This window comes from Mycobacterium sp. ITM-2016-00316 (genome assembly GCF_002968335.2).
In the GTDB taxonomy this organism is placed as follows: Bacteria; Actinomycetota; Actinomycetes; order Mycobacteriales; family Mycobacteriaceae; genus Mycobacterium.
In genome coordinates this window covers 3,183,569-3,201,549 of record NZ_CP134398.1, presented here as the reverse complement: position 1 = coordinate 3,201,549, position 17,981 = coordinate 3,183,569, and the positions used below count along the sequence as shown (strand labels likewise).

16 protein-coding genes are annotated in these 17,981 nt (G+C 64.6%); 5 read left to right on the top strand and 11 right to left on the bottom strand.

Annotated features, from left to right (window positions below; genetic code table 11):
* Window positions 1-52 precede the first annotated feature (52 nt).
* Entirely contained in the window at window positions 53-679 is a 627-nt protein-coding gene (locus C6A86_RS15445) for a PadR family transcriptional regulator (protein WP_105361971.1), read from the top strand.
* Between the two features lie 18 nt (window positions 680-697).
* Here C6A86_RS15445 and C6A86_RS15440 read toward each other — a convergent pair whose 3' ends face one another.
* Window positions 698-2,377, bottom strand: coding sequence for a 3-ketosteroid-delta-1-dehydrogenase (locus tag C6A86_RS15440; protein WP_105361977.1), 1,680 nt, complete (start codon window positions 2,375-2,377; stop codon window positions 698-700).
* 134 nt (window positions 2,378-2,511) lie between these two features.
* On the opposite strand from C6A86_RS15440, the gene C6A86_RS15435 reads away from it, so the two are divergent.
* Window positions 2,512-3,669: a Rieske 2Fe-2S domain-containing protein gene (locus C6A86_RS15435; RefSeq protein WP_105361970.1), complete on the top strand. Its 1,158-nt coding sequence runs from the start codon at window positions 2,512-2,514 to the stop codon at window positions 3,667-3,669.
* Window positions 3,666-3,944, top strand: coding sequence for a ferredoxin (locus tag C6A86_RS15430; protein WP_105361969.1), 279 nt, complete (start codon window positions 3,666-3,668; stop codon window positions 3,942-3,944). The genes C6A86_RS15435 and C6A86_RS15430 overlap by 4 nt, the downstream gene beginning before the upstream one ends.
* Before the next feature lie 131 nt (window positions 3,945-4,075).
* On the opposite strand, the gene C6A86_RS15425 is transcribed toward C6A86_RS15430, so the two are convergent.
* The 10 genes from C6A86_RS15425 to C6A86_RS15380 all read right to left on the bottom strand — a co-directional run bounded on the left by C6A86_RS15425 (window position 4,076) and on the right by C6A86_RS15380 (window position 15,053).
* Window positions 4,076-5,152 (bottom strand): hypothetical protein, encoded by a 1,077-nt coding sequence (locus C6A86_RS15425; protein WP_105361976.1) that lies wholly within the window; start codon window positions 5,150-5,152, stop codon window positions 4,076-4,078.
* A gap of 120 nt (window positions 5,153-5,272) precedes the next feature.
* Window positions 5,273-6,247, bottom strand: a complete 975-nt coding sequence (locus C6A86_RS15420) for an alpha/beta hydrolase (RefSeq protein ID WP_105361968.1) — start codon at window positions 6,245-6,247, stop codon at window positions 5,273-5,275.
* Window positions 6,248-6,258: 11 nt separating this feature from the next.
* On the bottom strand, window positions 6,259-7,149 hold the full coding sequence (locus C6A86_RS15415) for an SDR family NAD(P)-dependent oxidoreductase (RefSeq protein ID WP_311100737.1): 891 nt from the start codon (window positions 7,147-7,149) through the stop codon (window positions 6,259-6,261).
* Window positions 7,146-7,628, bottom strand: coding sequence for a polyketide cyclase (locus tag C6A86_RS15410; protein WP_311100736.1), 483 nt, complete (start codon window positions 7,626-7,628; stop codon window positions 7,146-7,148). The genes C6A86_RS15415 and C6A86_RS15410 overlap by 4 nt, the downstream gene beginning before the upstream one ends.
* 93 nt (window positions 7,629-7,721) lie before the next feature.
* Window positions 7,722-8,768: an acyl-CoA dehydrogenase family protein gene (locus C6A86_RS15405; RefSeq protein WP_233213016.1), complete on the bottom strand. Its 1,047-nt coding sequence runs from the start codon at window positions 8,766-8,768 to the stop codon at window positions 7,722-7,724.
* The gene (locus tag C6A86_RS15400; protein WP_105363558.1) at window positions 8,765-9,931 is read right to left on the bottom strand and encodes an acyl-CoA dehydrogenase family protein; all 1,167 of its coding nucleotides are present in this window, start codon (window positions 9,929-9,931) and stop codon (window positions 8,765-8,767) included. The genes C6A86_RS15405 and C6A86_RS15400 overlap by 4 nt, the downstream gene beginning before the upstream one ends.
* Entirely contained in the window at window positions 9,916-10,701 is a 786-nt protein-coding gene (locus C6A86_RS15395; protein ID WP_105363557.1) for a crotonase/enoyl-CoA hydratase family protein, read from the bottom strand. Before C6A86_RS15395 ends, C6A86_RS15400 begins: the two co-directional genes overlap by 16 nt.
* 40 nt (window positions 10,702-10,741) lie before the next feature.
* On the bottom strand, window positions 10,742-12,163 hold the full coding sequence (locus tag C6A86_RS15390) for an aldehyde dehydrogenase family protein (RefSeq protein WP_105363556.1): 1,422 nt from the start codon (window positions 12,161-12,163) through the stop codon (window positions 10,742-10,744).
* 24 nt (window positions 12,164-12,187) lie between these two features.
* Window positions 12,188-13,306, bottom strand: coding sequence for a zinc-binding dehydrogenase (locus C6A86_RS15385; protein WP_105363555.1), 1,119 nt, complete (start codon window positions 13,304-13,306; stop codon window positions 12,188-12,190).
* 163 nt (window positions 13,307-13,469) lie between these two features.
* Entirely contained in the window at window positions 13,470-15,053 is a 1,584-nt protein-coding gene (locus C6A86_RS15380) for an acyl-CoA synthetase (protein WP_105363554.1), read from the bottom strand.
* Window positions 15,054-15,171: 118 nt separating this feature from the next.
* Between C6A86_RS15380 and C6A86_RS15375 the strand changes: the two genes are divergently transcribed.
* Both C6A86_RS15375 and C6A86_RS15370 read left to right on the top strand, forming a co-directional pair.
* On the top strand, window positions 15,172-17,091 hold the full coding sequence (locus C6A86_RS15375) for an NAD(P)/FAD-dependent oxidoreductase (protein ID WP_105363553.1): 1,920 nt from the start codon (window positions 15,172-15,174) through the stop codon (window positions 17,089-17,091).
* Window positions 17,088-17,975: an SDR family NAD(P)-dependent oxidoreductase gene (locus tag C6A86_RS15370; RefSeq protein WP_105363552.1), complete on the top strand. Its 888-nt coding sequence runs from the start codon at window positions 17,088-17,090 to the stop codon at window positions 17,973-17,975. Before C6A86_RS15375 ends, C6A86_RS15370 begins: the two co-directional genes overlap by 4 nt.
* Window positions 17,976-17,981 lie beyond the last annotated feature (6 nt).

The following is a 17,981-nucleotide window of genomic DNA, read 5'->3' as shown; positions in this document are numbered from 1 at the left end:
AACCGGACCTCGCGGGTTGAATGTGTCGCCCACCGGGTGGGCACTACTCGGGATGCTCTCCGGCGGTGCCGAACTGTCCGGATACGACATCAAAAAGTGGATCAACTGGGCGATTCGGTTCTTCTATTCGAGTCCGGCGTACAGCCAGATCTATTCGGAACTCAAACGGTTGGAAAAACTCGGTCTACTGAGCTCACGGGTCGATGCAGGCATCCGCAGCCGCCGGATGTACCGGATCACCGATGCCGGGTTGGTGGCTGTCACCCGCTGGGTCAACGAAGAGCCGGTCGAACCCCCGACACTCAAGCACAATCCGATGCTGAGGGTGATGCTCGGCCATCTGCTCAACCCCGGACGGCTGCGAGAGATCTTGACCGAGCACGCGGCATACGCCGAACAGTTACAGCAGGCCGCGGCCACCGAGGTGCGCTGGACCAGCGAGCAACCCGCGTGGTCCTACGCACGACTGGCGCTGAAGTGGTCAGAGCAGTACTACGCCGCCGAACGCGAACTGGCGGCGCAGATCATCAAGGATCTGGATGCCGCCGAGGAGACGTTCGGCGTGAACGGACCAGAAGGCGTGCAGTTCCCGGTGCGCGAGTACTGGTATGAGGTCGAGCGTCGCATCGCGGCAGAGAATGCCGACGGCGGCCCCGAAACCGGGGATGCGACGGACTGAGCAGGTGTTCGGGGCGGCTCAGGCGAGCAGACCTGCCGCGTGGCGCGCGGCGATGTAGCCGTACACCAGGCCCTGCCCGATCGTCGCACCCGCACCCGGGTAGCTGGCGCCGAAGGAATTGGCGGCCGTATTGCCGATCGCATACAGGCCTTCGATCACCGATCCATCTTCGCGCAGCACTCTGCCCCGGGTGTCCGCGCGTAAACCGCCGCACGTGCCCAGATCGCTCAAGACGACCTTGACGGCATAGTAGGGCCCGTCGTCCAACGGGCGCAGATTCGGGTTCGGTGCGATCGTCGGATCACCGTAGTAGCGATCGTAGGCGCTTGCGCCACGCCCGAAATCGCCGTCCACTCCCGTGCCCGCCTGCATGTTGAATCGATCCATCGTCGCGCCCAAGGCTGTCGGGTCGACGTCGATGGCGCGGGCCAGTGCCGACAGGTTCTCGGCGCGGTGCGCGATGCCCGCGTCGTACCAGGCCTTGGGAATAGGCATCCGGGGAAACAGTTCCGCGGCAAGCAGATAGCTGTTGCGGTATCGCTGATCGAAAATCATCCACATGACGTCGATGGGATCGCCCGCCTGCTCACGTTCGTGCACCTTCTGGCCGAACGACATGTAGTCGATCGCTTCGTTGACGAATCGTCGGCCGGACTGATCCACGAGTAGGCATCCTGGCAGTGAACGCTCGGCGAGCATCACCGTCGGCTCGCCGCCGGGTAGGGGAGCAAAGGCCGGAAACCACCAGGCCTGATCCATCAGGCCGGTTCCGGCTCGGCAGGTGTCCTGGGCCAGGCGAATCGCATCGCCGGTGTTCCCCTCGGCGCCCAGACTCGCGTGCTCGCCCAGCCTCTCGGACTGAAACTTGTGCCGCCACGCCATGAGGTGATCGAATCCGCCTGCGGCCAGCACGACACCGCGCCTGGCGTTGATCCGGACCTCCGTGCCTTCTCTGGACACCACAGCTCCGGTGACCCGATCCCCGTCGATGATCAGTTCGGTGACAGGCGACTCGGTCCACACCGGAATGCCGGCCCGCAGAACTCCGGCGAACATGCCGGCCGCGAGAGCCTGGCCACCCGCCGCGTAGCGTCTGCGCAGCGCCAACCCGCCGATGCCTTGGAAGGCCCGCAGCATGATGCGCGGCAGAGCTTTTCGTGGGGCCCGTGCCACGAGGTTCAGCCAGCGGTAGTCGGCACCGGTGACCGGCATGGGGAACGACGACTTCATGACACCGGGGCGAAGTCGGGTCAGTTCGGGCCCCAGCACAGCGGTGTTGAACGGGCGGCACTCGCAGGTGCGTCCGACGGCGCTGCCGCCCGGTTTCTCCGGGTGATAGTCCGAATATCCCTTGGCCCATTGAAATTTCATCGGAGTGGTGCGGCGCAACATCTCGACTGTCGCGGCCCCGTGTTCAACGAACGCATGGGCGCGGTCCGATGGCGCGGTGCTACCCACTACCGAATCGAGATAGGTGCGCCCCGCGTCGAGGGTGTCTGTGGAGCCCGCTTCGCGAAGAATGGGGTTGGCCGGCATCCAGAATGCGCCACCAGAACGCGCGGTCGAGCCACCCACGTAGGCGGTCTTCTCGACGATCAACGTCGAGAGACCCAACTCGTGGGCGGTCAGGGCTGACGCCATACCGGTTCCAGAGCCGACGACGAGAAAATCGACGGTGATGTTCTGTTGATCGGTCACCCGTCGATTGTGGGCATCACTGTGCCGATACGCCGCCGGCATGCCCGGTGAGTGGAACACCGGACCCATCCGTGAGTGTGACGGTGTTACAACGGAACCGTACCTGCAATCACTGAACAGCGAGGATGACCCAAATGACATCGTTGCAGCCCGACGGCGTCGGAGAGGTTCGTCAGATCGAGGCTCAGGCCGCGCCCACTCGGTTCGCGCGAGGCTGGCATTGCCTGGGCCTGCTCCGAGATCTCGGCGACGGAAAGCCGCACGCGATCAACGCATTCGGCGGCAAGCTGGTGGCTTTCCGCGGTGAGGACGGTGCGATCAATGTGCTCGACGCCTTCTGCCGACACATGGGCGGGGATCTCTCCGACGGAGAGGTCAAAGGCAATGAGATCGCTTGCCCCTTCCACGATTGGCGTTGGGGCGGTGACGGTCGTTGCAAGCAGATTCCGTACAGCCGCCGGGTCCCCAAGCTCGCTCGCACCGCGACATGGCCGACCATGGAGCAGGACGGCATGCTTTTCGTGTGGAACGACCCGGAGAAGAAGGCGCCGCCGGCCGATGTGACGATTCCGCGCATCGAAGGGGTGGGCGGCGACACGTGGACCGATTGGCACTGGTACACCACGACCGTCAACACGAATTGTCGCGAAATCATCGACAATGTCGTCGATATGGCGCACTTTTTCTATATTCACGGCGGCTTGCCGACCGGTTTCAAGAACATCTTCGAAGGTCACACCGCGACGCAGTACTACAAGAGCGTCGGGCGCCCGGATCTCGGGTCCGGTGAGGGAGCAAAGATCAACGGCACCACGTCGGTGGCCTCCTACCACGGGCCGTCGTTCATGATCGACGACCTCACCTACCACTACGACCATGGCGATCAACGCACGGTACTGCTGAACTGCCACTACCCGATCGACGAGAATTCCTTTGTTCTGCAATACGGAATCACCGTGGAGAAGTCGGAGCAGGTGCCAGAGGATGTTGCGATGCACATGGCCGTGGCCCTTGGCGACTTCGTGAAGATGGGTTTCGAACAGGATGTGACCATCTGGCGACGCAAAGCACGGATCGACAACCCGTTGCTGTGTGAAGAGGACGGCCCGGTTTACCAGTTGCGTCGATGGTACGAGCAGTTCTACGTCGACGTCGCCGACGTCACGCCGGACATGGTGGACCGATTCGAATTCGAGATCGATACGACCCGGCCACGGGAAGCGTGGATGAAAGAGGTCGAGGCCAACCTCGCGGCGAATCGCAAGCCGCGACTGGTGGGCATGACGACATGACCGTGCGCCCCGACAACAGGCTGAATGACGCACCGATGATGCCGGTGGCCTGCGGGTCGTGCGGGGCGCGGGTCCTGGCTCGAAAGAGCAGCTGGGAGCAGACCAGCGTGCAGTGGGACGCGGACTCCATGAGGCAATGCATGCGACGCGACGAGATTGCCGATACCGCCGGAATTCGTGCGCGGACCCATTTCCTGCAGGGGTGCCCGGAACTGCGTGACTCGATCGAATCCGCCGTTCAGCAAGGCTTGTTGTCCGTCTTCGGCGAAGCCTAGCGCCGCGGCGGGTCGCTGATTCACCCATCTGCTCTCCCGCCTGGGCGTTCCTACCGCAGCCGATCATGAAAAGCGCCGGCCCCGGGTACCTTTCGGAACCCGGGGCCGTATCGACGGACTGTCGCCGATGCTCAGCTGAACTGGAAGGCGCTCACCGGGGCTTCCTGCGGGTAGATCGCGGGCCCACCGAGGTCGTAGCCCGCATTCAACGCGCCGATGAAGGCGGCGTCGTGCAAGGGAGCGCTGGGGATGTCGATTTTGACGCCCTTCTTGCCCAAGTCATCGACCATCATGTCGATCGCCTTGTCGATGGTCAGATCATCGCTGTGGTCCATGTTCTTCTTCAGCTCGTCATAGTCCTGGAAGACTTCCGCCGACCAGTGGACCAGGAAGCGGAGTTCGTCGGTGTGATGACGCGCGATGATCTTGTCGTCGGTGCGAAGCACCCAGTGGTCGCGCGAATCCGGGTCACCGGCGAAGACGGTGTGGAAGTCCAGGCCGGCGGGGACCTGCTGCTCGATAGGTCCGTTGGCTTCGCCCCGGTGCATCAGCATTTCGTTCTGCACCACGACACCGCGGTTGTAGACCGGTGGGACAAGGCGCCGCGGATGCTTGAGCGGGCCATCGGGCCAGTAGGTGAACCCGCTGCCCTCGTCGTGCGAGAACCAGGTGATGACCTGAGCCATCTTGATCAGATAGTCCTGGAACAGGCCCGATTTCCCCATCACGCTGACCAGCCAGGTGGGTGCGTTCTCGTAGCGCACACCGCGGAAGCTGGGGGAGTCCAGGTGGCCGGGGTCGCGATTCGCGCACGGGCCATTGATGTTGAACAGCATCATTTGGGGTTTGGCGTATTCCGCCCCCCAGTACGATTTGGCCTGCTCGAGAAACCCCGCGTTGTAGAAGCAGTCGTGGAGCTCGGGATAGAGCACGGTGCCGTAGTTGGCGAGAAAACCGCGGAACGTCGGTGTCAGGAACAGATCCAGGGTGGGGGTGAACCCTTCGGGGAACTTGCCGCTCATGGTGGCAATCAGTTCTTCGGGCGACGAAAAGTGCTGGGCGATGATGAGATTCCACGGTGCATCCCTGCGCACCACCTCCAGCAGGCGGTCGCGCTGGTCATCGGTATAGACGTTGTCGACCTCGCGCGGCGGCGACGCGGGACGCAGGATCTCCGAGAGCTCCATTCGCCGTTCGTCAGTGAGTATCACAGGCACTCCTTTTCTCAGTTCCGGCGGTTCTGCGCGCCATTGCTGTGATCGATTGTTACGGGCGTCAGGGATTTCCGAACGCTCGATGTCCGGCCATCGGGACGTCTTTCGGGCGTTTTAGCGCAGTTTCGTACCCGAAAAGGGCAGCGGATTGGCGAATTTCGCGCGCAGCAGGGCGCCCGTCTCGGCCATCGCCAAACGCCCTCGTGCAGTCGATTCGGAGCGCATGAGAAAGCCGTGGTAGATGCCGGGATAGCGGGTGAGGGTGGTCTGCACGCCGGCATCGCGCAGGCGGCCGGCGTATCGCTCACCCCAGTCATAGATCGGATCGAGCTCCCCGGTCACCACGATCGCCTGCGGCAACCCGGTGAGGTCTGCGGCGTACGCGGGAACTCGGCGGATATCGTGCGGGTGGCCGGCCCCGGCGTCGGCCAACTCGTGGAGATACACGATGTCGTCATGAATCAACAAGGGGGCATCCGGGTTCGAGATGAGCGATGGCGCGCCCATATCGCGGTCCACGCCCGGGTACAGCAGCACTTGAGCGAAGAGGTGAGGGCCGCGGTCGTCGCGGGCGGCCAGCGCGACGGCTGCCGCGATGCCACCACCGGCGCTGTCACCACAGATGACGATCTTGGTGGGATCGAAGCCCCGGGATGTCGCCTCGGCCGCGGCCCACCTGGTGGTCGCCATCGCGTCCTCGAACTGGGCCGGCGGAGGGTGCTCCGGGGCCAGTCGGTACTCGACGGCGACGACCACGGCGTTACTGGCCGCCGCAAGCGCCCGCGACATCGGTTCGAATGAGTGATTCGAGCCCATCACGAGGCCACCACCGTGCAGGTGAACGATCACCGGAGCCGGGTCGTCGACCGTTTCCGGGCGGTAGATCCGTACCGGTATCGGACCCGCAGGTCCTGTCACGGCGGTGTCGTATATGTCGGCCATCGCCGGCATATCGATGGGCAGCGGGGCTGATTCGATGGACTCACGTATTGCTTGCAGCCCGCGCTCTCGGAATGGTATCGGCGGGCCGAAGGTCGCCAGGCGGGTAGCCGCGTCGGGGTCCAGGGTCGGTCGGTAGGGATTGGCCATCGCTCGGTGCCTCAGTGTTCGGTCGGGTCGAAACGTTGCGTCCGACGAAGCTGTGGGGGAGCCAAGGTCGTCAAGACTTCGGCGCGCTCGGCCATTGCCGACCCGACATACTCCGGCTGTGTCAGCAGATAGAACGCGCCTTGTGCCGCTTGGTCGAACACCACTTCGGCAGCTTCGACGGGATCCATTGCGGCAGCTTTGATATCGAGCATCGCCTCGCGCTGCGACTCGGCCGCCGCGGCGTCGGTTCCCGCTTGGCCGGCGTCGACTCCGCCGGCGGCTTCGAAGATATTGGACTTCACCGCGCCCGGCAGCACCGCCTGCACGTGGATGAAGTGGCCATGGCCTGCCAGCTCGACCTCCAGGCGCAGGCACTCGGTGAGCGCCAGCACCGCGTGCTTGCTCACAATGTAGGGAGCTTGCAGGGGAACGGCGGCCACTCCGCCGATGGACGACAGGTTCCACACCCAGGCCGGCGTGGCGGCGGCGATCATCTTCGGCAGAAACGCCCGTACGCCGTGAAATACACCGCTGACGTTGATATCCATGACCCGTTGCCAGTTGGCCACGGGGGTGTCCCACAGGTAGCCGAATTGCTCCACGCCGGCGTTGTTGACCAGCAGCCGCACCGGGCCGATATCGCGGTACACCCGCTCGGCCAGTTCGGCCATGGCTTCGGGGTCGCGGACGTCACACACCTTCACGTGGGCGGTGCCGCCATCGGCCACCAGTTCGTTGCGCAGTGCGCTCGCGGCACGCTCATCCACGTCGACAAGAACAACGGTCATGCCAAGGCTGTGTGCGTGACGGGCCAGGCCGGCACCGATACCCGCGCCCGCACCGGTGATGACGGCAATTCCACCACCGAAGGTCTCGCGGGCGTCTGCGGTGCGCACGGTCACGCGTTCGACGACGTGAGCTTCGCCCGATGTTCCGCAAACGGAATCGAATCCTCGGCGTCGAGCACGACGGTCATCGAGGTGAGCACCAGATTGTGGCCGGCACGCCGGATTCCGACATCCACAACTCCCGAGGACACATCGAAGGGCACGTTGTTGGTGACTTGGTTGACGTACAGGTAGAACCGCACATTGGTGACATCGCCATCGGTCCCGGTGCGGAACACGTTGGTGGCATGATGGCGCAGCGGATAGGGGTTCTCGTCGCGGTGCTTGCTCAACCACGCCAACGTTTCTGCGCCACCGTGCAATTCGGCCGCCAACAGATCCTCGAACGGGCAGTTTCCGGAGTCCGAGCGGCTCAGATACTCCATCTCGCCGGCGATGTAGGTCGCCAGGACATCGAACTGGCCCTGATCGTAGTGGTACCAGAAACGGGCGATGAACTCCTGGACTTCAGGCAGTGCGATCTCGTTGCTCATGCTGAGGATTCAACCGGTGAAGGGTGATCGCCGACACCGTGCTGACCGGTCAGTGGAACACCGCAGCGGCCGATCAGCCGGACGAAGCCATCGCTATACACTGTCGGCGATCAATCGCCACAATCCGGCACCGCCGGCATCGACCGCGGCGCGCATGACGCGCTCATCCCAGGACTGCACCGAGCCGAACTCCGAACGCCATGCGAGCGCCGGGCGGGTGTACTCGTGGAGTCGGTGCTCCAGCGTGGTGCCGATGGCGCCGAATGCCTGGTGCGCGTTCCGCACGACCACCGTTGCGGCGTGTCCGGTGCACGACCGCGACACCGCGATCAGGAACTCCAGGCTGTCGGCCGACCAGTCGCTGGTGATCGCGGCCGTGAGCGCCGACTCCGTTGTCGCCTGGGCCAGCGTGATTTCCGCGGCGGCATCGGACATCAGGTGTTGCATTGCTTGGAACTTCGACAGTGTTCGACCGAACTGAGTGCGGGAGGAGGTGTGTTCGATGGCGAGGTTGACGATCTCTTGCAGTGCCGCGCACACCTGGATGGAGCGCACCAAAGCCGATTTCAGATGCAGCTGCCCGACGAGTGCCGGTGTTGTCTCAGTGCCCTTCAGGGTGGACAGGTCGATGCTCACCCGGTCTCGGGGTTCGCCGATCAGGTTGGTGCCAGGACTGATGCGTGCCTGTTCCGATGCGATTTCTGCAACTCGGTGGCCACCGTCGACGGGCCAGACCGCCACGAGGGAACTCGCTGCCGATGCCCACGGCACGCCGGCGGCTTGTCCCGCACCATCCAGCACACAGATGGTGCGTACACCGTTGGTGGTGGGCAGACCCGCTGCTCCGAGCATCCAGCCGGCGAGCAGATCATGTTCGGGCAACGGGATACGGGCCCCGTGGCGCACTGCGGCCGACATCAGTTCGGCGGCCTCGGCCCAGCCGGCGCCGCTTCCACCGGTGGTTTCGGACTCCGTGAGCCGCACCAATCCGAGTTCATCGAGTTTGTGCCACAACTCAGCGTCGAATCCCGGCGCGGAGTCCGCCGGACGGGATTCGCGGTGATCGGCGAACACGGTGTCGATCATGCTGACCAAATCGGTGTCGACGGCGGTCACGTGGTGTGTGTCGGAGGTCGTCATCGCATTCCCAATCCGCGCGCGATCACACCGCGCAGCACTTCGTTTGTCCCGCCGCGCAGCGTGAAGCCCGGGCGCTGATCCACGGCAAGGGCGACGGCGTCGCGCAGCGACGAGTCCACCGGGCTGTCGTCGCCGATCCGGAGATCGACGAAATCGGCGATATCGCCTTCGGTGCTGGTACCGAGCACCTTCACCACTGCTGCTGGGACATCGGCGGTCTCATGCCGCTGGAGCGCGCCGGCGACCGCGGTCGACATCTGGTGCAGTCCGACGACGCGGGCAATGATCTGGCCCAATTCGGGATCCAGCGGGATGCGGCCCGCCGCGACTTCTTCCGTGCACCCCACCAGGACCGGGAAAGTGGACAGGAACCGCTCAGGACCGCTGCGCTCGAAGCTGAGCTCTGACGTCACCTGTTGCCAGCCATCGCCGATGGTGCCGAAGACCATGGTGTCCGGGACGAACACGTCGTCGAGGATCACCTCGTTGAAATGGTGTGCACCGTTCATGGACACAATCGGGCGGATGTCGACTCCGGGTGCGTCGAGCCTGACGATGAACTGACTCAGGCCGTCGTGCCGGTGCGCCGGATCCGTCGGGGCGGTGCGCGCCAGCACGATGAAAGCGTGCGCGTGATGCGCGCCGGACGTCCAGACCTTGGTTCCGGTGATGGACCAGCCGCCGGCGGCCGGTACGGCGCGTGTACGTACGCTGGCGAGATCCGATCCAGAGTCGGGCTCACTCATGCCGATGCCGAAGAAGCACTCGCCCCGAACGATCTTGGGTAAGAACTCGGCCTTCTGCAGCTCGGTGCCGTACTTGAGCAGGGACGGCACAATCTGCCGGTCGGCGATCCAGTGCGCTGCCACCGGTGCGCCGGCCGCGAGCAGTTCCTCGGCAACGACGAACCGTTCGACGAATGTCTTTCCGTGGCCGCCGTATTCGGTGGGCACGGTCATGCCCAACCAGCCTCGCTGCGCGAGTGCGGCGGTGAAGTCCTCGTCCCAACCGGACAGCCAGGCGTCTACCGACGGGGTGAAACCCCCGGCGGACAGTTGCTCGGCGACGAACTCGCGGACCTCGGTGCGCAGGGCGGCCGTCGCGGCAGCGTCGGTGGTGGCCGGCGGGAGGAGCCGGCGCAGTGCCGTCACGAGGTCCGCCATTGCGCGATGCGCTCATCGTGCTCGGGGTCGCGATGCGCAAGCGGCTGCATGGCTGCGGCCATGCCGAGGGTCGATTCGAGCATTCCGGTCCGCGATTCCTGCAGGAGTCGCTTGGCCATGCGCAGGGTATGCGACGGGTTCTTCGCGATCCGCGCGGCCAGTTCGCCTGCTGCGGTGAGCAGTTCGTCATGGGAGACGACACGGCTCACCAGCCCCCACTCCAGTGCGGTGCCGGCATCGATGCGGTCCCCGGTCAAGGTCATCTCGGCGGCGCGTTCGTATCCGACCGCGCGCTGGAGAAACCAGGTTCCCCCGTCACCGGGTACCAGGCCGATCTGCACGAAGCTCTCGGCGAAAGAGGCCCGCTCGGAGGCAATTCGGATATCGCACATCGCTGCCAGATCGCAACCTGCTCCGACCGCCGCGCCGTTGACCGCGGCGATGATGGGAACCTCCAGGCGTGCCAATGCCCGCGGGATACGCTGGATTCCGTCGACGTAGGCGTGCCGCTGGGCAATGGGGTCCAGCCCGAACATGCCCTGGCGATCGGCCATCTCCTTGACATTGCCGCCCGCCGAGAAGATCTTGCCCGCCCCGGTCAGGATCACGGCCTTCGCCGTGATCTCGGCATTGGCCGAATCGACAGCCGATTCGAAGGCGGAAATGAACTCCTTGCCGCTGACCGCGTTTCCGGCGTGCGGCAGATCGATCGTCCAGGTCTGCACCGCGCCCGTTGTCGTGACAACCAACGGACTGGGGGTTGTGCTCAAGAGGTGACCTCGCTTCTGTGATCTGGGTGGCGGCCGTGTGTCATGGCATCTGCAGGGATTTCACCTGGAGAAACTCCTCGAAGCCGATGCGCCCGAGTTCGCGACCGACACCTGATTTCTTGTAGCCGCCGAACGGGGCAGCGGGGTTGTACCTACCGCCGTTGATATCGAGTTGCCCGGTCTGCACCTGCCGGGCGAAGGCCACCGCAGTGTCATCGTCGGCGGCCCAGACGGCGCCGGAAAGCCCGTAGGGGGTGCCGTTCGCGATCGCCAGTGCGTCGTCGGTGTCGCGGAACGGAATGACGGCCAGTACCGGTCCGAACACTTCCTCCTGCCCCAGCTCGGAAGTCGGATCGACGTCGGCAAAGACCGTAGGGGCCACGTAGTAGCCGACGTCCGCGACCTTGTCGCCTCCGCCGGTCAGCAGACGGGCACCGTCCCGTCGGGCTCTCTCGACGAAGCCCAGCACGGTCCGGTACTGGCTTTCCGACGCCGACGGGCCGATCCGGGTAGCCGGATCGGTCGGGTCTCCCACGGTGTATCTGGAAACGGCGGCTTCGATGAGTTCGAGGGCCTCGCCGTAGCGAGATTCCGGAACCAGCATGCGCGTCCAGGCCATGCAGGTCTGTCCACCGTTCAGGAATGCGTTACCGACACCGGCCTTCACAGCCGTCTCGAGGTCGGCTCCGTCGAGGATGACGTTGGCAGATTTCCCGCCGAGTTCCAGCGCTACTTTCTTGATGGTCTTGCCGGCGAGTTCGCCGACCCGGCTGCCGACGCCGGTGGAGCCGGTGAAGGAGACGAAGTCGACGTCGGGGTGGGCCGCCATTCTCTCCCCGATCACGCGGCCGGGCCCGGACACCAGATTGACCACACCGGGTGGAAGACCGGAGTCGTGGAGGGTTTCGACGAACTTGAACACCGACAGAGGTGCCTCGTTGCTGGGTTTGAGCACGACGGTGCATCCCGCCGCGATCGCGGGAAGCACCTTTGCCACAACCTGATAGAGCGGGTAGTTCCACGGTGTGATGGCCGCGACGACGCCGTAGGGCTCGCGTGTCACGAGCGAGTTGCCGATGCGTTCGTCGAACTCGAAATGGGCCAGCGCATCGGCGAATGCGCGGGCCACCGCGAGCGGAACCTGAGTCTGCACGGACTGCGCGATCCTGATCGGCGCACCCATCTCGCTGGTGATGGTCTCGGCGATATCGGGGAGGCGCTTCTCCATCGCGGTGATCACCGCGTCGAGGCGCTCGCGACGTTCGCTGACACCGATCAGCGGATCAAATGCCTTCCTGGCGGCGACGACGGCGGCGTCGACATCGGCGTCGGTGCCCGCGGGAACGGTGCCCAGCACCTGCTCGGTCGCGGGGTTGATCACCTCGATGATCTCGGTGCTGCTGGGGGACACCCACTCACCGTCGATGTAGAGCTCGGTCCTGGCGTAATTGTGGTTGCTCATCAACGGCTTTCGGGATAGCAGGGGTCAGGGGACGATGCTCGTGCGGACGTCACGCCTGCCTTCGGCGGCGGCGAAGGCATCGTTAATGTCACTCAGTGGATAGCTGGCCGAGGCGAGCCGGTCGAAGGGGAGCCGGTCCTGATATTGCTCCAGGAATGCCAGCGCACGCGAGAGCACAGCGGGGTCATAGAGCGAGACGCCGACCATGGTCTTGTTGGAGAAGACAAACCGGGATGGATCGAATTCGAAAGTCCTGCCGATGTTGATGTTGCCGATCTCGACGTAGCGCCCGAACTGGCCCAGCAGTTTGAGGCCCTCGTCGATCGCCGAGGGATGCCCGACGACCTCCACCACGACGTCGGCGCCCTGCCCGTCGGTCAGCGTGCGGACGATCTTGGCGCGCTCCTTTTCGGTGGTGACCTCGGTGATGTCGATGACGGCATCGGCTCCGAAAGCGGTCGCCAACTCGAGGCGCTCGCGGACCCCGTCGATGGCGATGACTTTGGCGGCGCCACGGGCCTTGGCCACCGCGACGGCGTACAGCCCCAGAGCGCCGGCACCTTGGACCACGACGTACTCGCCGAGCTGCTGGTTCACCCGTTCCAGTCCATACATCACCTGGGACAGAGCGCAGTTGGCGCCGGCGGCAACATCGTCGGATACCGCATCGGGGACCGTGTACAGCACGGCGCCGGCAGGCAGCACGAAAAAGTCGGCATAACCGCCGACGAAATAGGGGGGCTCGTCGGCGCGACCGAGCATCGCCATCTTGAGGTTCACACACGCATTTCGACGGCCGGCCAGGCAGTTACGGCAGGTATGGCAGCAGAAGAAGTACGGGAACACCACCCGGGAACCGATATCGAGCGCCTTGTTGTCGGAATCGGAGGTCACGCCGGTGCCCATGGCGGCGATCGTCCCGACCATCTCATGTCCGAGCACGGTCGGCAGATGCCCACCCAGCCCGCGGGTCGCGAAGGTGCCGTGCCAGGCGTGGACGTCGGAACCGCAGATGTTGGCGCGGGTGACCTTGATCAGGATCTCGCCTGGACCGATGTCAGACAGGGTGACCGTCTGGATCTCGAACGGCTTGCCGGGCTCGTCGAAACGGGCGATGCGGCCCTTGAACGGGGCTGAAGTCACGGGGCTGAAATCCTCTCGCTCGTTGGCGGTCGAACGCGCGGTCCGCTCTCAGGAGCGCGCGCCGCCGACGTCTCTGCGCACGCTAGTGCCGTGCCGATGCCGGCTGTTCTGTGCTTCCCGCCCAGCGGTCATCACCCGAAGAGGGCCGAATCACATTGAGCTATCAGTCGGATACCGCCATCGAAGGGCTGAACGTGTCCCGCAATACGCGTTTGAGGAGCTTTCCGCTGGGATTCTTCGGTAGCGAGTCCACGAAGAACACCTGCTTGGGTGTCTTGAAACCGGCCAGGTGCGTCCTGCAGTGACTCACCACTTCCGCCTCGGAGAGCTGTCGACCGTCGCGTGCGACCACGGCGGCGACCACCGCTTCCACCCACACGGGATGCGGAAGACCGAATACCGCGACCTCTTCGACCCCGGGGTGGCGGTAGATGACCTCTTCGACCTCCCTGCTGGCGACGTTCTCGCCACCGGTCTTGATCATGTCCTTCTTGCGGTCGACGACATGCAGCAGCCCGTGCTCGTCGTAGTAGCCCAGGTCTCCGGAATGGAACCAGCCGCCGCGGAAGGATTCGGCGGTCTTGGTGTCATCGTCGAGGTAGCCGAGCATCAGATGCGGGCTGCGGTGGGCGATCTCTCCGACGACACCGCAAGCGACTTCGGCATTGTCATCGTCGATGACCGCCGTCTCCACATTGATCACCGGTCGTCCGGCCGAGCCGGCGTGTGCGTCCTGTTCGTCGGGCCCCAGCGCCGACGCCAACGGGCCCATCTCGGTTTGGCCATAGAAGTTCCACAACCTGAGGTTGGGGAGCCGCTCGCGCATTTCGGCCAGTATCTCGATCGGCATCGCCGAGGCCCCGTAGTACCCCTTGCGCAGGCTGGACAGGTCCACCTGGTCGAATACCGGCGAACGCAACAGCGAGATCCACACCGTGGGCGGGGCAAAGTAATTCGTCACGCCGTGCTGTTCGATGCTGCGCAGCACCAGTTCGGGGTCTGCTCTTGGCAAGATGACGCTGGTCGCACCGAGGTAGATGTCGGTGATCAGGAAGTTGTCGAGTTGTGCGCAGTGGTAGAGCGGCAATGAATGGATCTCGATATCGCTGCCCTCCATCGAGCCGGCGATGATCGAGCTGATGTAGTTGCCCATCAGGCTTCGGGTCGAGTGCCTGGCGCCCTTGGGATTCGATTCGGTTCCGCTGGTGTACATCAGTCGGATCAGCTGGTCATCAGCGACGCGCGGGGCGGGCGCCACCGAGGTGGTGAGCAGCCACCGGCCGAAATCGGCCCAGCCGGCAGGGGGAGTCTGACCGGGCTCCACGAACGTGGCCTTCGTCGTGACCTTTCCGGCGCGCTGCATGGCCGCCTCCGCGGTGGGAACGAGGCCCGCCTCGACCACGAAGCCGGTCACCTGGCTGTGCCCGAGAATGTAGGAGATCTCTTCGGCGGTGAGCATGTAATTGATCGGCACGAGGACGACCCCGGCGCGTGCAGTCGCGAACGCGAGGACGGCGTACTGCCAACAGTTGTGCGCCAGCACGGCCACCCGGTCACCGACCCCGAATCCGTTGTCGCTCAGTGCCGCTGTGGTGCGATCGACGAGGTGCTCGAACTCGGCGAACGTCAGGTTCACCTCACCGTCGATGATTGCGGTCTTGTCGGGCTCTCTGCGCGCCGACCGACGCGGAATATCGCCGAGCGCGTGGCTTCTTGCCGAGGCGAGGACGGCGTCCAGATCATTCATGGTCGGACTGTATGTGCGGATTCGCACGCCCGATCGGGTCGCGTCCCGCTCAGTAGAAAGCGGCCCGTCGGATTCGTCACCGGGATCGCATACTCGGGTTCGGAATCAAGGAGGATCGATGACGATCGCTGTGACGGTGGGAGCTGACGAGAAATCAGTGGACCCCGGGGAAATGCGGGACCACCTGCGTAGGGCCGACCCCGGAATCCTGGTGGCGGTACTGGCTCAGCTGACCGGAGACTCGGATGTCGTGGATCGGTTCGCGGCCAGAATCTCCTTCACACCCGATCCCCCCGAGCAGGTGGGTAGCACCGACCCCGACACGCTCGAGACGCTGGTCGACGCCGTTCTGACAGCGATGGAAGTGCCTCGCTCGCCTGACGCGCTGGCGTCCGACGATCCCGGCCTGTTCGCGCGCATCGCGCCGCTGGCGCTGGGTGCCGCGGTGGGCGCCGAGTACATCGGGATGCTGCTGGAGCAGGGTGGTTTTCACCCTTCCCAGCCGATACTGCCCCGCACGGCCAACCTCCCGCAGGGGTTCAAGGTGGTGATCATCGGTGCCGGGATCGCGGGCATGGCGCTCGCCTTGGAGTGCTCAGCGGCCGGTATCGATTACGAGATCATCGATCGTAACGACGAGGTCGGTGGCACCTGGTACACGACCGTCTACCCGGGCATCGGTGTCGATACCCCGTCGGCGTACTACTCGCTGTCCCGTGACATCAACGGTGCCTGGTCGAGCTACTACCCGCAGGGCGCGGAATACCAGCGCTATCTGGAGTCGGTTGCCGACAAGAACGCCCTGCGGGAGCACGCGCGGTTCACCACCGAGGTCGAGGAACTACGGTGGGACGAGAGCCGCGCGATGTGGGAGGTTCGGACCGTCGCCGCCGATGGCACCCGGGACGTGTCCTACGCCAATGTGGTGGTGCCGGCGGCCGGTTACCTCAACCGGCCGCGCTGGCCCGATCTGCCTGGTCGAGAGAACTTCGGCGGGGTGAGCGTTCATTCCGCTGAGTGGGATCCCGAACTGTCGCTTCGGGGAAAGAGAGTCGCGATCATCGGCGCCGGATGTACCGCCGTGCAGATTGTCGACGCATCGGTGGACGAGGTGGAGCACCTCACGGTGTTTCAACGTCAGCCACACTGGGTGGCTCCGCGTAAGCGGCTGAACGACGATGTGCCCGCGCACCGCCGTTGGCTCAATGCCCATGTCCCGTTCTACGCCAACTGGAACAGGCTGAAGTCCTTCTGGGGGGCGGGGGACAACAACTATCCCGTCATCGTGCGGGATCCGCAGTGGGCCGCCGAACACCTGTCGATCTCGCCGGCCAATGACGCGCTGATGCAGATGTGCCTCGACTACATCGACCGTGTCTTCGGTGCGGGTACCGAGCTGGCAGAGAAGGTCACGCCCGACTTCGCCCCGTACGGCAAGCGCATCATTCGGGATCCGGGCGGCTACTACGCAGCGCTGGCGCGCGAACATGTCGACGTCGAGGCCAGCGAGCCGGCCGGCGTCAACGAGCGTGGCATCGTCACCCAGGACGGACGCCAGATCGATCTCGACGTCATCATCTATGCCACCGGATATCACCTCGACTTTCTCTCCACGGTGGATATCGAGGGCCGCAATGGTGTCAAACTCGCCGAGGTGTGGGGCGAGAGCCCCAGCGCGTACCGCGGGGGGCTGGTACCCGGCTTCCCCAACCTGTTCATTTCCTCGGCTCCCAACTACAGCCCCGGGCACGGTGGCGGCCATAATTTCGGCGTCGAGGTGATGGTGCACTATGTGATGGAATGCCTGCAGTTGATGGCGGAGCGCAAGGCCAAGACGCTCGAGGTGACGCCGGCGGCGTTCGCCGAGTACGTCCAACAGATCGACGAGGCGATGCAGAAGACGGTGTGGTGTCACACGCCAACGGCACACACCTATTACCGCTCCGGTGGCCGTATCGTGACGGCGTTCCCATTCCGGTTGATCGAGGTGTGGCAGAGCCACCGCGTGCCGAAGGAAGAGGACCTCAGTCTCCAGTGAGCGGAATTCTCAGCGGTAAAACAGCTTTGGTCACCGGCAGCAGCCGTGGCATCGGCCGCGCGGTGGCGCAACGGCTCGCTGCCGAGGGGGCGACGGTGGCGGTCACAGCGAGGTCCTATCAACCGTCGGTGTCTACGCGGGCGGGCCGGGACGCCGAACTCCCGGGCACCATCGGCGAGACGATCGAGCTGATCGAAGCGGCTGGCGGCACGGCATTCGGCGTTGCGTGTGATCTCGAGAACACCCAGCAGCGCGCCGATCTGGTCGATCGGGTGGTGGAGCGCACCGGGCGGCTCGACATTCTCGTCAACAACGCCGGCTACGCCGACTATTCGATCGTCGAGGACATGCCGATGGACACATTCGATCGCACCATCGAGCACTATGTGCGAACCCCGTTTGTGCTGACCCAGCGGGCGGTGCCGCACATGCGACGCCAGGGCGCGGGGTGGATCGTCAACATCGGTTCGGTGACCGGCCTGCCGCCGGTGCGGCCCTACCGCGAGTACAACAAAAGCTCCGGCGATGTGGTCTATGCATCCATGAAGGCTGCACTGCACAGGTTTACCCAGGGAGTGGCTGCCGAACTTCTGGATGCGAATATCGCCGTCAACGTCGTCGGGCCCTCCAGCGCTGTTCGTACACCCGGTGCGGCGAGCCTCATCCCTGACACCTTCCCGACCGAGCCGGTCGAGTACCTGGCCGAGACGGTGCTGGCGATGTGCCATCTGCCTGCCCATGAACGCACCGGGCTGATCACGTTCAGCTTGCACTACCCGTGGGCGCAGAAGCTGACCGTGCACAGTCTGGACGGGAAGGTGACGCTACCGCCGTTGCAACCTCCGGCGAACACCAACCCGAACATCCTCGCGCTCGGCGTGTAACCGCGA